General features: G+C 46.6%; 7 protein-coding genes. 3 read left to right on the top strand and 4 right to left on the bottom strand.

Annotated features, from left to right (window positions below; all coding sequences use genetic code 11):
• The first annotated feature begins 244 nt into the window (after positions 1-244).
• Together AZF00_RS02775 and AZF00_RS02770 are read left to right on the top strand one after the other, a co-directional pair.
• The gene (locus AZF00_RS02775; protein WP_008248118.1) at positions 245-841 is read left to right on the top strand and encodes a gamma carbonic anhydrase family protein; all 597 of its coding nucleotides are present in this window, start codon (positions 245-247) and stop codon (positions 839-841) included.
• 43 nt (positions 842-884) lie between these two features.
• A complete protein-coding gene (locus tag AZF00_RS02770) occupies positions 885-1,382 on the top strand; it encodes a styrene oxide isomerase (protein ID WP_008248120.1) in 498 nt (165 codons plus the stop codon).
• Between the two features lie 146 nt (positions 1,383-1,528).
• Here AZF00_RS02770 and AZF00_RS02765 read toward each other — a convergent pair whose 3' ends face one another.
• A complete protein-coding gene (locus AZF00_RS02765) occupies positions 1,529-2,929 on the bottom strand; it encodes a hypothetical protein (RefSeq protein WP_008248126.1) in 1,401 nt (466 codons plus the stop codon).
• A gap of 1,215 nt (positions 2,930-4,144) precedes the next feature.
• On the opposite strand from AZF00_RS02765, the gene AZF00_RS02760 reads away from it, so the two are divergent.
• The gene (locus AZF00_RS02760; RefSeq protein ID WP_008248128.1) at positions 4,145-4,915 is read left to right on the top strand and encodes a tyrosine-type recombinase/integrase; all 771 of its coding nucleotides are present in this window, start codon (positions 4,145-4,147) and stop codon (positions 4,913-4,915) included.
• A gap of 76 nt (positions 4,916-4,991) precedes the next feature.
• Here the strand turns inward: AZF00_RS02760 and AZF00_RS02755 are convergent, their stop codons facing one another.
• From AZF00_RS02755 to AZF00_RS02745, 3 genes are all read right to left on the bottom strand, one after another.
• Positions 4,992-11,450 carry a hypothetical protein gene (locus tag AZF00_RS02755; protein ID WP_008248130.1) on the bottom strand — a complete coding sequence of 2,153 codons (6,459 nt, stop codon included), beginning with the start codon at positions 11,448-11,450 and terminating at the stop codon, positions 4,992-4,994.
• Between the two features lie 79 nt (positions 11,451-11,529).
• A complete protein-coding gene (locus AZF00_RS02750) occupies positions 11,530-12,264 on the bottom strand; it encodes a tyrosine-type recombinase/integrase (protein ID WP_008248132.1) in 735 nt (244 codons plus the stop codon).
• A 909-nt stretch (positions 12,265-13,173) separates the two neighbouring features.
• Positions 13,174-15,117, bottom strand: a complete 1,944-nt coding sequence (locus AZF00_RS02745; RefSeq protein WP_143829350.1) for a hypothetical protein — start codon at positions 15,115-15,117, stop codon at positions 13,174-13,176.
• Positions 15,118-15,178 lie beyond the last annotated feature (61 nt).

Raw genomic sequence — 15,178 nt, 5'->3', positions numbered from 1 at the left:
GCATCAAAAGGTCGAGCCAAACATCGCAGTTGGTGCAGAGGGCCTGCTTAAGTGTGCAAACTAATTCCGGCAACACCGAGAGAGGCTTCAAGGAATTCTATGCACTCGGACCTACGAGATGAAATGTCACCAAAACCCACAGCAGAAAAATTTACTTACAAGAGGTGCGTAGCAATACACTGATATACCACGCCTAATAAAATATGTATCATTAATATTGCCTCTCCATTTGGGATTTTACGATATGACTTTTTATGCAATAGATGGTGTCACTCCCTTCCTTGATCTAAACTCGTATGTGCACCCAACAGCTGTAATAATTGGCGACGTGGTTATTTTAGGGAAATGTTATATCGGTCCTAATGCGGTATTAAGAGGAGACTTTGGTCAAATTTATGTAGAAGAAGGCTCAAACATCCAGGACTGCTGCGTGGTACACAGCTTTCCCGGCAAACAAACAAAACTGGGACGCAACAGCCATATCGGTCACAGCAGTGTAATTCACGGCTGCACGCTAGAAGAAAATTGTCTAGTAGGAATACATAGCACCGTGCTAGACAACTCATACATCGGCGCAAACTGTATCATCGGCGCCAATAGCCTGGTACCGGACTCTTTTGTATCACCGCCAAATAAGCTTATTTTTGGTTCGCCCGCAAAGATTCGACGGGACTTAAATCCGGAAGAATTAAGCTGGAAATGCAACGGCACACTTGAATATCAAAACCTTGCGCAACGCAGCCTTGATACATTAGCTACTTGCAGACCCGAGCGCATAAGTAAGCCCGAGGGTATTCGATTAACCACCAAGTCACACGCCAGGAAAAAAGAATTCGCGTAAAAAACATGCAAAAAATCTAAAGTAAGCCTCGACGGGAGACATCATGACCGACCGAACTCGCGCACTATTATTCCTAAATGGATTCAGCTTAATTGCCTTAAGCCTCTTAATTGGCTGGGTATGGTTTTTTGCCTTACTAGATCGCATCGTTTTATGGCCCCTCCCTATCGACATACCAGTGAGCATCCCAGATGATGGCCGGGCGTGGCGAATGGCCCACATGGAAGCGATAACGCAAGGCTTGATGCTAATTGGTCTCGGCGCTGCAGGAAGATTCATCAGCATTAGCGATACGCAATTTAAATGGCTTTTCTGGGGAGCCCTCACAGCGGCATGGCTATTCACTATTCAGGCTTGTTTTAATGCTTTATTTGGTACGAGAGGCTTAGCTTTTGGTGGGGGACCATTCAAGTCTGGCATCGCAAATGACATTATTTATATTTCGGGATACCTCCCCATGATCGGTATACACGTTATGATCGTACTTACATTACTAGGGATATGGCGGTCAGTAAAAGAGTTTCCACGGCATGAGCATTAATAACGCGAATTTCTAACGTCGAATTATATCGATAAAAATATTAAACAAACTATTTTTTATTATCTAGGCACAACTATTTTCCCAAGCATAAAAAACGCCCACAAGGGGCGCTATAAAAGAGACAACAGGGTGGAACAGCTGAAATACTAGTTGCTAGACCGCCCCTCACTTAAGAGCGATTCCATCTTTGGAATTGCTTTTTGAATCAATTCACCCATAGCCTGAATATTTGCAGCTATCTCTGGATCATCAAAATCGAGAAGCGGACTGAATAGATCCGTACGCGACTCATTAATCCATTTTACTACCGCCGGCTCGCTTAACCAAACCGACATATTTTTGCTATTTTGAAGCGCGCAGCGTAAGTAATCAATTTCCAGATATGGCAGCGGAACTGGATGGCACAGCTCATTCTTGCGAGCTTCGTCAGCATCGACATTGCACTCCACATTACCGATGAACCCAGCACTGTAAACCTGCTGACACATACGGACGGTTTGCAGCGTAATTGTATTGCCATCAAATACCTTAACCTCAGGAACCTTAGGTAATCCATCGGCGGCACAATCAATAAAAACCGCGTTAGCGGGAACAGCACACGAGCCTTTAGTGAGTTTCATTTCAGTGGCAGTTACCGCCTCCAAATAACCCATGCGTATAATGTTTTTCACTCTGCGAAGTTGTTCTAGCTCCAGCGGCGTGAAGGTTGCACAACGCCAGCGAGTAGGCTTAACTGAGGAATCTAACTGCATAATTAATTCGCGACCAGCTAGGCGGTCGTAAAAATCACGATAATTTTCGGCTTCAAGTGCGCATTGCAATATACCAATAGCATACTGGGTTACTGGATCGCTAAACTTCCGACCAGGATCCACCGTGAATCGATCAAACATCCATGCATCAGCAGGCATGACCCATGTAATCCGATCAGGATCAATACCATTACTTAGCAGGAATAATACCGCGTCCATTCCCGTTTTCCCCGACCCCACAATAACAAAATTATCATAATGCGGCGCGACCCTCGGCAGCTCATTTACTGCAACTGCTTTTACGCTTTCCGACAAGTCAAATGTCGGTGGCCGCTGCGAAGGCACAGTGACATTCAAGTAAGTTGAATCAACAATTTTTTTAGTACGAAACTCGTATATTTCGCCGCTAACAAGATTCTTTGCTGTACCAGATTCCTTATCGTATTCGCACATTGGTATATATTTGACACGACCAGACGCAAGAAAGCGGCGACGCATCACATTATCAAAGTAGGCGACAACTTCACGACCACTTGCTAGCTCATAGCAGCCCTTATTCAAACCAAACTCATCGCGCTGATCACCACCCAATTCCGTAGAATTTACGCCATAACATGTAGATGTTTGATGAAGTCGCACAAATGGATAAGCATAGTTCCAATGCCCGCCTGGACTAAAATTCTTATCGATAATGATAATAGAAGCTTCACTGTGAGAAAGTATCTCATCTGCAAACGCCATCCCCATCCCGCCAGCACCAACTATCAGATAATCTGCCTCGAGAACTACCGCCATTTTAAATCCCTCGCAAATGCTTCATTATTTTCTAATACGACAATCAAAATCGAACCATCGCAAAACCGTAAGTGAGCGTAGTATCTCGATAAAAGAGCAACGAGAACTGACCTCCCGTGCAAAATCCTACACAATTAGTGCATTTATCCTCGCTCGGGAAGGATATCCCCGCATTACTATAACCGTACACAAGCCTTGATTACGGCACGAAAAACAACCTAATAGTTTGTTTTATATAGCAATTATTAGATTTAATTACCCGCATAACTGAAAGCCCTAACTCAACTCCCGCGAAGAAAAACCTAGGACTAAGTCACATTTAGTTCTAATGAACATTCCTGAACTAGAATCCTGTTTGCCAACCAGCGTCGAAGGCAGTTCAATAAGCCTTGAAATAAGGAGTTAGAAAACGTCTCAATCGGTCACTACACCATAGCGGGAGGATTTCCACACTCAAACATCGACTTTATTTGTATATAATTCAGTATATTAAGAGATTCCCACTGGGTCCAGCAAGGAATTCAGACCACATCTACGACCTTTGTATTTACTGCATTCCCACGACAAAAAATGTTGCTCAGCATGAAATACAAGATGAATATAGCGCGACCACCAAACAGTGCCCATGACATACAAAATGGGGCCTAATCGTCATGAGCCATCTTCTGACTATAAATCAGTATTTATAATCAACAGATGCGCTACCAAACAAGTGCTAAGTGATTTGCTGGTCATCCAAGCAAAGTAAGCAAACTTTCCAAGTAAAGTCGGCAAATTACACGCAAAGTTAGCAAACAGGTAACCGCTTGCTTGTAAGTGTTGTGAAAAACCTTCTTATATCGGGAATGGCCTACATATGACCTCTTAACCTTCAACAGATAGGTAGCTTTAAGGGTCAGAGAAATGATTGCCGATATGATTAAGCGCGTATCAAATTCAGAGTATCGCTTTTATAGTCGATCAAATTATCGGCTCAATGAATTTATCGGGCGCATCGATCTCACCTAAAATGCCTGAAACGGTGCGACGATATTGTTAGTAGCGAGCTCAAGGTAACGAATTTCACCGGCAGCTCGTTGGAAAATACCGGAGCCATGCCTGAATGTGGAATCATCAATATGCTCCGCACTTTGTCTAAATAGGCGCACTTCAGTCAAAAATCCGTTAAAATATGATTATTACGGATTATTGTTACAGCCCTCTTCGAGGTTTTTCATGCCTAAATCTGGCCAGGCGCGCGTCCTCACCGCCGAGCAACAAGACCACGTATTCGATGTGATTCAGCACCACCGGCACATTGAAAAGAACACAGCCATCATGCAGATCAGTTTCAAGCTTGGGCTGCGGGCCCAAGAAATCGCGCTACTCCAAGTCAAAGAAGTCGCGAAACTGAATGCGTCGGGTACGGATTTCAAATTATTGGAAGTCATGAGCCTGCCAGCAGCCTACACCAAAGGTGCTGATGCTATGGGGCGGTCCCAAAGCCAGTACCAGCGGAGAACAGTCAGTTTCAATGTAGAGAGTTTCAACCAGGTCGTTCGCCAAGTCGAAGCCCTAGCCAAAGCTGGTGCTGAGGTGAAACCAGAGGATTTTTATCCACCAGTCAGGAAGCATCGCGGAAAATTTAGAGATCTCCCTATGGTAAGCGCCGCACTTCGCGCAGCGCTGACAGAATATTTGCGCTTACGACTTGAAAAGACCGGAACTCTAATGCCTTCCTCCCCTCTTTTTATTACTCAAAAAGGTGGGCCGTATTCCCCAAACACTCTACAGGAACATATGGCGGTGATACTGAGGGACTGGGCTGGCGTCGAAAAGGCCAGTTCGCACAGCGGCCGACGATCCCTTATAACTAATGTCATTCATAAGCAGAAAAAATCAGTGAAGATCGCACAGAAGATCGCAGGTCACGTCAATCCATCAACAACCTTGATTTACGAAGAACCTCCTGAAGAGCAAATTATGCGCGCTCTTGAGAATATTTAAATGCTGAAAACATAGAGCATTTCCTCTGGAGGAAGTAAATAACTCGCTTATATTGAAAATATATCTTTATTCGAACTTAATAGTTTGAACTCCAGATATGGTTAATAACGCCCTTAAAATATTCGATCTTTAAAGATTTCTTAATACGAACTACGGCCACAGTATGCCAATATTTACCACTTTCATATCGGTATCCGCTTTCATGTTTTTGTAAGTTAATCAGTAATATTAAATCAGAATTATTACGTACAAGAAGCTTTTCAAGAAGCGCCTTATTTACAACCAGCCGATGACCATCGCCAGATCCACCTTCTCTCGATTTTGAATAAGCCCAGGCTTCTGATTCTGCTTTTAATCTGCCTCTGGCGGTACAACTGCAGCCGAACGGGCCACGACTTTTAAGATTCAAACTATCGGCGATGCCTATCGCTATGCGAGGCTTGTGCAAAACGGCTGCACTGGCGATTGGGTCATCACCATCGAGACGCGGCTCACGTCCAGGCATCGTGATCCATGGCAGGCAGTTGCTCTTCTCACTATTTATATAGCCTTTACCATCATCGTCTTCTGCGCAGGAGGGAAGCCAGACACACATGGGATCGTCCGATTGAAGACTCTTGATAACGGCTTTCGCTTCTCGCGGGCGAACAAGAGCCGAGCTGATTTGAACTCGAATGTGATCGGCAGAAAACCAACTTCCAGCAACGACGACGGATTTATCAATTCCGTTATCAAGTCCCGCTAGTCCTAGAATTTTTCTTTTGTCACCTGTTAGTCCAAGTCCGTCTTTTCCTCTCTCCATTAGAATTGAAGTCACTTCCGGAGGAGCTCGGTTGAGGATATCCGAGATCCAAACCCCGTCGTCTCTCGTTAAGAGATACCGACTAAGCCAATCATTCCATGGATCGTCGCACCACCAATCCTGGGTCGCTGGCTTGGTTTTCTGCAATTGGCCAGCGGCAATCATCATTCCATGCCAGGCGAGCTGCTCACCATAAGAATGATAGGCACTGCTAAGTCCACGTCTAGCACGTGGTGCGCCATCACGCCCACCTGACGCATACATACTTTTGGCATCATCATCCATGTCGTGGACGATGTCTGAGATCAGGTCAACAACCAACCAATGTGGCTGCCCAAAAACATTGCTTAGGTAGTGGACGTCTTCTTTATTGAAGTCATATTCCAGTGAAAAATCATAGGCGCGTTTCGGTGCCGCTTTTGGACGGTTCTCGTGATAATCCCCGTTATATTTCTTAAGCTTTTCTTCCAGCAGCGGATAGGGAGACTGATCAACACTTCTGAGTTCGGACTCTCGCTTTGTACTAACGGTTATCTCTCTCGCTTCGATACACGTGATTAAGGCCTTTGCCGCAAAATGCCGCATAAGGACATGCCTTACATCTGAATCGTCTAGAACCCGGTCGAGCTTGGATTTATACCTGGAAACCTCCGCTGGATGATCCTTGGAAATCCGAGCTATCGCAATCAATAGCCAAAGCTTTGCATGAAGGTAGTAAAACCTCAATTCTGGGGCATGGAACGGACCGGCATCCTGATTCTCTAGCTGCGCCAGAAGTGCGTCAACAACTCTCCATTTCCCGAAGCGCGCAAAGGAACGAATACAATGAGCAGCCCGCCAACGGTCACTTGCGCGGGGCGAACCCAATTGCCGCCAGACTAGGCCCGCGAAGATTTGCGCCTGTTTATTTTTTGGATAAAGCCCGTTTTTCCACTCACCGTCGAGCACACTCCCGGATAGTTTTGCTGCGTCGCTCCTGAGCAGTCTTGTAAGCGCAGCCTGCCCTTTCCCCTCGCCAGCTTGCTCGCAGATAAGGTGCGCAAAATCAAGCCAAACAGGCGCTCCGACTGACGACTCGGGTTCAGAGAACAACTTGACTATCTCCAGCACAAGTTCGGCCAAGGGAAGCCCGGAAAGTTCTGAAATATCTGCGAGGTGATAGATTGATAGACTGTCGTTGCTAATGAGGTCGTCAAGGTGCTGAAATATCAACGCATTCGCAAGTTGTCGATATACACTTTTGAGAGCACCGGACGACACCGACCACAATTCATTGCACTTTTTAAGCTCATCGAGCTTCCAATAGAGATTGAGGTGTTCACTTCCAGAAATATTTCGGACATAAGCGGCCCGCTCTCCATATCCGACTTTCACACGCAGCTTGTCAAAAAAATCATCTTTTACACGGTATGCACTTTCGCTATCACTTAGCGCTGCAAGCGCGCTACTCAACGATTCGTAATCACCCGGTCGTGTAGAATTAGCAACGCGAGTAAGTACGCTTTGGCTCTTCGCTTCTCGCTTATCTGCGGCGCGCCTGAGTTTTAAATCGTCGCTGGAACGATAGTTAGCATGTTCATTACGTGTATTGATTACCCGGCCAAAATGTGGATACAGAGAATTCAAGCGGCTAACAATTTTGGACCTAGTTCCAAGGACACTTCTCGAAATCTCCGCGAGAGCCTTGACAGTTGACTCAGTAGAAAGGCCCGGATTGTTCGCTTCGAATTGCTCAACTAACTCCGTAACTAATTGTTTTTTATTCTCACTATTTTTTCCGGCCAGGGCCTTCGCGAAAGTCTCGGTATTACATGACCAGTAATCTGCTGGATCAGCAAGCCAGTTAAGTGCTACCGCGTCTTCGGGGGCGACTTTGTCATCCTCAACGAGTGCTGTTAAATAGGGCCTTAACGTACAATCAAGCGTGACCTTATCCCTATCGTCCCATCGACTGAGTTTGGCAAGGCCTCTACAGCCCGAGACCCTCGACATCCCTTGTCCGAATGCATACCAGGGAAATTTTTCAGGTTCATCTGTCAGGTTAAGTTCGGCGATATTCGACAATGTGTGAAAATCAGCCTCTTTAAGCTCAGCACCTTTGACGGATGCAGCTAGAATAAAAAGATGGTTAGTATACTGGTAGTCCCCTGAACCAATGGCATCCATCTGCTCCAGACCGGCACGGAAGTACTCTGCAGATTCCTCCATACTAGCTGGTAGAATTGCCCGACCGAGTCTCGCATAAAGTGAAGCTCTATAGTCGATCTCGTTTTCAGACCCAATGAGTGAAGCGCACCGGATCGCTTCTTGACCAGCAAAATCATGCAACCGGGATCTCTTGGAGAAAATGGAGACCAATTCTATCAATGTGGATGTAGAAACAATTTCCAGGTCGTGCAGTTGATTAAGGAAAGTCTTTACGGAGGCAGCTTTCAAATCATCCCTAGCCCACAAAGTAAATTGTATCAGCTGCAACCCCAGGAGCGTGAAGAAAGGACTTAACCTGCCTGCGCGATAGTAGTCCCGTTCCTTTCTGGTCTCCACCCAAGACTTGACAAGATCTTTGAATGCCTTGTCCGCTCTTCCTTTCGGCTTACGAAGGACGATGGACAGTTTTCTCGTCAAGTCGAGCAGGGGTTCAAAACGATAATTTAGAAAGCGCTCTGCGTGCTGATTATCCTCATAGCTAATCGATCCGGGCTTCTTCTCTTTTTCCTGATCTTGCGTTCCAGTACGTATTCGCTTGGCCAGCCGCTTTTCAAGCTCTTGGCGAAAGTCTATACCTGCCAAGCTATTTTTGATCCCGGAAGCGGCGTCACGAAGCTCACTCGGCATCAGATCCTTTTCATGAACTTCAATATCCTTGATAGCTGCGTTCAAGGCTACGCCGAAAATGAATGGGAATACATACTGTTCTGAGTAGTGATCCCTAAATAACCAAAGACCAGCCCTATCTGTAGGGAGCAACTTACCGATGGCTTTTGCAGAGCGCCGATCTTGTAAAGCCAAGGCTAACGAGGCTGCTTTGCGAAAGCCGTTAATTATTTCTCCGGTGTCGCGCGAGCCGTGAACGGGCACATCGATTTTATCTGTATCGCTGGCCGCTTTGGATATCTTGGATAAAAGTGCTTTTTGCTCAAGTGGCTTTAAATCGAGATGCGCCAATGCGGCGGTTAAAGCCCCGACCTTGCTTGAAAGTACATTAAGAAAACCTTTTACATCGCAATATTCGATATTGGACTGAGGGTGAGAGACAAAACCGAAAACGTGTTCGCAAATTTTATAGGTATACCAGTCGTACCACCGATCTAGCGTATTCGCTGCATCTTCAAATCGCTTCTGGCCCAGCAAATAGAATGTGACAGATGCATTATCGATAGACTTTGGTCCCTCCCCATAGGGGCGATCATCTCTGTCTTGTTTATGGAAATGCCGCACCCAGTCTTCTGTCGCCAGGATATGTCGAAGCGCTTCATCATGGTCACCAGAAAGCGTGTTAGCGATTGCCAACCGGGCATGCCGCGTTCCCTGCCAACCAGTTCGTGCTTCGAATAGCCGCCTGGTTGCGTCGGTATCCTGAGCCGCAATGACAAGATCGGGGAAATCCAATATATAATCGGTGCCACGGCGATCAACAGCGGCAACGGTCGACATCTCGACGGTAAGCTCTACAAGCTGATCATAGTTTTTTTCTAATGCCGCATGGCGAATCGCTGCCTTAAGACGGGAGAGCCGGATATTACGCTTGCCAACCGAGCCGGTTACCTCTTTAGGGAATGTCTGATCAAACGCGAGTGTGAACAGTTTCCTAGCATCACCTAGTAACAGTAGTAGATCTGGCAGCGAACGGGCGGCATAGACAGATTGAGCCTGCATTTTTAAGAGATTTTTCGCCAGAAAACGAAGCGGTGTTTTAAGGCAACCATATCTCTCCCGAACCAGATCTTCTGTCGGCTCGTCCCTGAAAATCAACCCATGCTTTGTCCGTTCCAATAACGGTGACAAATCAGATGCAAAGCTCTCTATGGCACTGATTGCCATACCATGTGCTTGAGCATATTCGTTTAGGGGAACCGGCGGAGGTAGGACAGCTAGACCTGCCAAGAATGAGTTAATCTCCTCCGTTTTGGAGCCGCGCTGTCTGGCTTCGTCCAGCGCACTGTCGATACGTCCCTGAATCAGGTCATTGAGTACAATCTTTTTATTGATTTCGGATTCATCCAGAAGCCCTCTCTCTGTATCCAGCATATATTGGAGAATGCGTGGAGTTCCTTGAGATCGAGCCTGTGCAACACGAATCTCCGATTCTCTGACATCGGGTATCCGTGCCTGAAGATAGCACTTGGTTTCATCCAAACTAAAATTACGGAGAGCGAAATCTACATAGGAATTGTCGGATATGGGAATCCGCTCTGTGCGCGACGACAAGACAACTTTAAAGCCGGGTACCGGGTTTGCATTCAGATGTTCGACAAGCAGTACCGGAAACGAATCCTCACGTTTGTCCTTTGCGTGAATTGCAGCATTATCTATAGCGTCAATGAAAAGAACGAGGCTTTTCTTGCTATTGCTTGAAGCGAGAGTAGCGACCGATTGCTCAATTCTTCGACGAAACGTATTGATCAATGAATCAATGTCGTCGCTTCCTGGGATAATCGGATCACACAATCCGCGACAAGCGAGGGTATTGGCTATATGAATGAAACCTCGGCGAGGATGGTGGCGTGCGTCGCCAGGCGATCTGTAGTTCCCTCCTCCAAAACAATCAAAGAACACCGTTTCGTGGTCATTCGAAAGTGATTTGCAAATGCTGTCCAGGAACACTGTTTTGCCGGTACCGCCAGCAGCGCGGACCATAAGTGGCTTGTCGAGATTAGCAACAAGGGAAACAGCTTCGCCTAACTGTTCACGCTCGACGATATCACCAACATCAGCGAGGGCCTCGGGACACGGAAGGAGATCGCTGCTATCAGATAACCCTAATGCAGCAAGGATGTCCGTATGTTCGATAATGTTTCTATCGGTACCTGCGAATCCGGCCTTATCGCGGATCATTTGCTTGAGGTCACCAAGACTTGCCCGTGCAATGGCATCACTACCATTGCCAAACCAATCAACAATGGTGCTGGAAAGCTGGGCTTTAGATTCACGCAAGGTGTCATTCAGACTTTGGATACTGCATTTTCCAGCAAATTCGGACAATGCAGTTCCAGTAAGCCCACAGGCCAATTTAAGTTGATCTGCTTGTTTTTTTACTTCACCTGAAACTGCCGTTCCTGTCGCCAGCGCATCAAGCGCTTCGACCAATGGACTATATATAGGCCTGTTGGTATGAAGTTCAAACGCAACCTTTTTCCGAACGAGTGGAGCCCCATACTTACCCCTTAGACTACGAAAGGCCTTTCCGAACTTTTCTATGGTCTTCTTTGCATCGGCAGCCCGAAACGGATTGGATCTGTCGCGAATTGAGTATTTAAACTGTGCAATGCAGACTTTTCTCGCACCATTGAAACTCGCTCGCCTGCCATAGTAAAAAGCGAGATCAGCGATCTCTATAGTTTCTTCTGATGCCGACCTCTGGTCTCCGGGCTCCAGTCCCTCTATGGCTATTCCAACCAAATCGGAGTTCGGCAGCAAAATCCGCATGGCGTGTCGCGCAGCCCATGCTTCATGGTATTCGTGTCCGTCCCTTGATGCTCGGACCTTATCAATAGGTCTCTTGGTTTTTGACATATTCCCCAACTATGATTCAACGACATTTGTTCTAAGCAGAACTAGGACAATAACGCGATGTACTTAAAATACTTAGGCCTCAATGAAAATCAACCCCGTCCAAAAAATGCCCGCCATCGGCGGTGAGCACATTGGTGTAAATCTCGGTACTTTCGATCGATTTATGCCCCAAGAGCTGACTGACAACCTTCAGCGGCCGTCCGTGCAGCAATAGATGGATCGCGAAGCTGTGCCGAAAGGTATGACAGGTAATATTGATCGGCGCGCCCCCTACTCTATCCACCAGATCATGGATGTGCCGGTTCACTGTCTGGCGCGCCATGGTGAAGATCCGCTCGTCCTTCCTAAAATGGCCCGCGTACAGGTAGCTCTGTATGCGATCTTGAAGCATCGGGTCAATGATGGGCACGGCCCGCTTTGGGCTACGGGCGAGTTGTACGTTAGTCGGTCTCCCCGGCCGCTGTTTAAGTGTGCGCAGCACCACCATGAAATCGTAGCCGTCATCAATGAAGTGGCTCGGTGTGAGGGCCAGAACCTCAGAAATCCGAGCGCCGGCAGTCCACATAAGGTCAAGAATCAGGCGGTAAGTTGGGTGTTTTTCGGCGTCGAGAAGGCCCAGGACTTCGGGCTTGAGTAAGTACGTGGGCATCGCGTCCACGGTATCCAACACGAGTTCGCGCTTGGCCATGAGGCGCTGCCAGTCGATTTGCACATGCTGAATCGGGAACGTATCGAGGCGCAGCTCTTTCGGGGTGAAGCGTCGTTTTGGCCGGGATGCGGGAAATGCCCCGCGGCTGTCCTGATTCCGTACCATTTCACCTAAATCCCTGGTGCATATTTGTTACCTTTATACGCTCAGGTTTTGGGCGTTGCAAGCCGCAATAGTCGAGGAAAAACAGGCTGCAGACCGGTGCACCGAAATAGGTGATCTAGGTGCAAAACCTGCTATTTTAATTGTTGTTAAAACAATAGAGTTCTAGTGACGCACTCAGGAGGAGACGCTATGTCAAAACAATCGTCCTTTGGTGCTACTTATACACCTGCCTGCCATCGCTCCTTGGTGGCCGATTCGTTAGTGCCCCACCTAGTAAATTCCATGTTACAACGGATTATTACGTACAACGCGTTATGAAATCTCCGCTTATCGCCACACAACATAGTTACATTGAGCAACACTATGCAGACGTACCGGAAATAGACCCCAAGGTATCAGAACTTCGCTCTAACCCATTTACCTAGGAATTGGTCGAAAAGCTATATCTCGGACTTTCACGTAGTACATGGCCATTACCAAATAGTACAAAATTAATGTCACGCGACGACTCGCATTTGCAACCGATATCGATACCGGAATACCGGAGGATACATTTCACGCGGAAGACAACGTAGCGCTATGGGGTTTTGTCCATGAAAGGGGTCGAGCAGAAAGACTATCAGATATAGTTGATGACCTTGATTTATCTACGTCAAGAATTAGTCCTATACTGAACCGTGGCCGAGGGGATGATGGAGCAGAGCCACCAGTGTTAACCTCCGGAAAAAGACCGAATAGCGTAACACGCCGCTGCCACAGTTGACTGGGAACGGTGGCAGCGGCGTGCCATTTCACTATATCTAAAGGCACGCCCAAGCATGGAGGTATCGTTAGATAGGTTAATTTGGCGTTCAATCAAAAAATACCCACATGAGCAACAACTGGAGCCCCTTTATCTATCACTAAACCCTACTGGCTTTGCAATCGAATGGTTTTGCCCCCCCACATTGGCTGGACTACTATCTTGCGCGTACTGGTAAGAGTGATACTTTCAGATTTTATTTGGTGTTCAAATGATTTTACGTCAATTTCCTGTGAAAATTCACCTAGTAGCTGAGCGACTATGTCCTGTCGACCAGTTAAGCCCAAGCTTTCCAGTGTCAAGGCAAGGCTTAAGCCTTGAGTCAAGCGTGTAGCACCTGCTGAACATTTAGCTAAAAATAATGGGTCGGTTAACAGCGATTTAATTGGCGGATCTAGTTTTACGTCGACTCTTAGAGGTGCAATGCTGCCTTCTAGAATCAAATAACCCCTCTTATCGTTCTCGCCTTGCCTCGATCTTAGTGCAATAGTTCGTTCTTCATAGGGAATATCAGCCTTAATTACAGGACTCCAACGCTTGCCAAATGGCGCAACACACAAGAATACATGACCTAAATCTAAAGGAGTGATTTTAAGTCCAACATCGAGCCTACCTTTTACGGCGGCCCCAGTGGTGATTCGAATAGTTGTGAGGTCATCGGCAACATTGATATTTGAAACAATCAAATTTGCCGTACCGCTAAAACCGACTACACCTTCAAATCGGCCTAAGGCCATGAAATTATTGGCTTCACGCAATACATCACATTTAGCAACCTGCGCCTCTTGGTCAGCCTGATGCGCCACCCTCGCTGTCTCGTGAAGTATATTATCTGCCGCTACTCGACTTTCTTCGAGGACATTGCATGCTGTTTTGTTGGCCACACATATAGGGTCGTCTGTGCATACGCTGCAGTGACCCAGCGGTCGGCAAGGATCTACGCATCTTAAGCACGACCAATTACATGAAGCGCGGCTATATCGAGTCCTTGAGAATGGTTTGCGTAAATCTTGGCAGTCGATGCGACTTGGCTTAACCTCGACAGTTGACTTAAACTGCACGCTGGGCACGGAAGCTTGGTATTCAATTTGCAATTGCGAACTTAATGCCTCCCGCAAAAGAGATGCGAGCGTGTGCTTGGCTACCTGAATATCTATGTCTACCCGGGCATCGACAGGATCAAGGTAGGAAGCCCAGCGTTTGTTAAAGATCCTGTTGTATCTTTGGAACAAATCATTGAGTTCGGATGGAGTTTTCTTAAGACCCAGGCTGGAAGCAACAACTTCTGACTCCTTGCCAGCTGGCAATTTACCGTCTTGTAGCTCCAGCAACATCGACAGCCCCGTTTCATCAATCCGAACTAAGCTAGATTTTACATTTCGAGAAACTTTTACTTTTTCTGCAGTCACTGTGGTATTTGCATCACCAAGATCAGCGGCTAGGTCAACCACCGTACTAGTGTTAAGTTTGAGATCCAAAATCATTGGTTTTGCTAATAGTTCAGAGTTGATAGTCTCGACAAGGCCACCGGTAAGTGTTTTGAATGCTGCAAGCACCAGAACATCAGTTACCATTGTACCATTCTGAAGCTCTACGTCGTGAATGCGTATATTCTGAAAGGCTGGTCTTAACCTAAGCTGATCGCCGGCAACATCGACTGCAGCTATGCCAGAAAACGTACCTTTACCTGCAACTCCATTTACACGATCCTGTAGTTTAAAAGTAGCATCAATCCAAATACCTTGCGTGACAAGCCTAATCTTTGAATCAAACCAGAGAACCTTTAGCTCTGCTTGGTCAACATCAGCCACAGCTTCTTTAATAATATCGGGTAGACTAGAAGTGATAATTTCACTAGAAATCGAGATACCGGCATTCGGGATAAATCCCTCAGACTGCTCTAGGTTACTTTGTACTGATAAGTATTGCTGATCCACCGTAGTAAGAGGTGGCCGCCACATATTAACTAATCCTTGAAATAATGAACATCCGCTAATAGTTACCGCAAAAAAAAGCACCAATCCAAGTCGAGCCACATATCCGTATCTCATAATGTTCCAATCCATTTAGAAGCAAGTGAGATTGAATAATAGACCGAATCTAGTTAAGTGG

The sequence above is a fragment of the Zhongshania aliphaticivorans genome, assembly GCF_001586255.1.
Lineage (GTDB): Bacteria > Pseudomonadota > Gammaproteobacteria > Pseudomonadales > Spongiibacteraceae > Spongiibacter > Spongiibacter aliphaticivorans.
Note: the sequence above shows the minus strand (reverse complement) of the source record. Positions and strands in the feature narration are given on the sequence as shown.

Coding starts and splice junctions, on each gene's coding strand:
- AZF00_RS02745 (WP_143829350.1), bottom strand. CDS start 15,117: ATGAGATACGGATATGTGGCTCGACTTGGATTGGTGCTTTTTTTTGCG.
- AZF00_RS02775 (WP_008248118.1), top strand. CDS start 245: ATGACTTTTTATGCAATAGATGGTGTCACTCCCTTCCTTGATCTAAAC.
- AZF00_RS02750 (WP_008248132.1), bottom strand. CDS start 12,264: ATGGTACGGAATCAGGACAGCCGCGGGGCATTTCCCGCATCCCGGCCA.
- AZF00_RS02755 (WP_008248130.1), bottom strand. CDS start 11,450: ATGTCAAAAACCAAGAGACCTATTGATAAGGTCCGAGCATCAAGGGAC.
- AZF00_RS02770 (WP_008248120.1), top strand. CDS start 885: ATGACCGACCGAACTCGCGCACTATTATTCCTAAATGGATTCAGCTTA.
- AZF00_RS02760 (WP_008248128.1), top strand. CDS start 4,145: ATGCCTAAATCTGGCCAGGCGCGCGTCCTCACCGCCGAGCAACAAGAC.
- AZF00_RS02765 (WP_008248126.1), bottom strand. CDS start 2,929: ATGGCGGTAGTTCTCGAGGCAGATTATCTGATAGTTGGTGCTGGCGGG.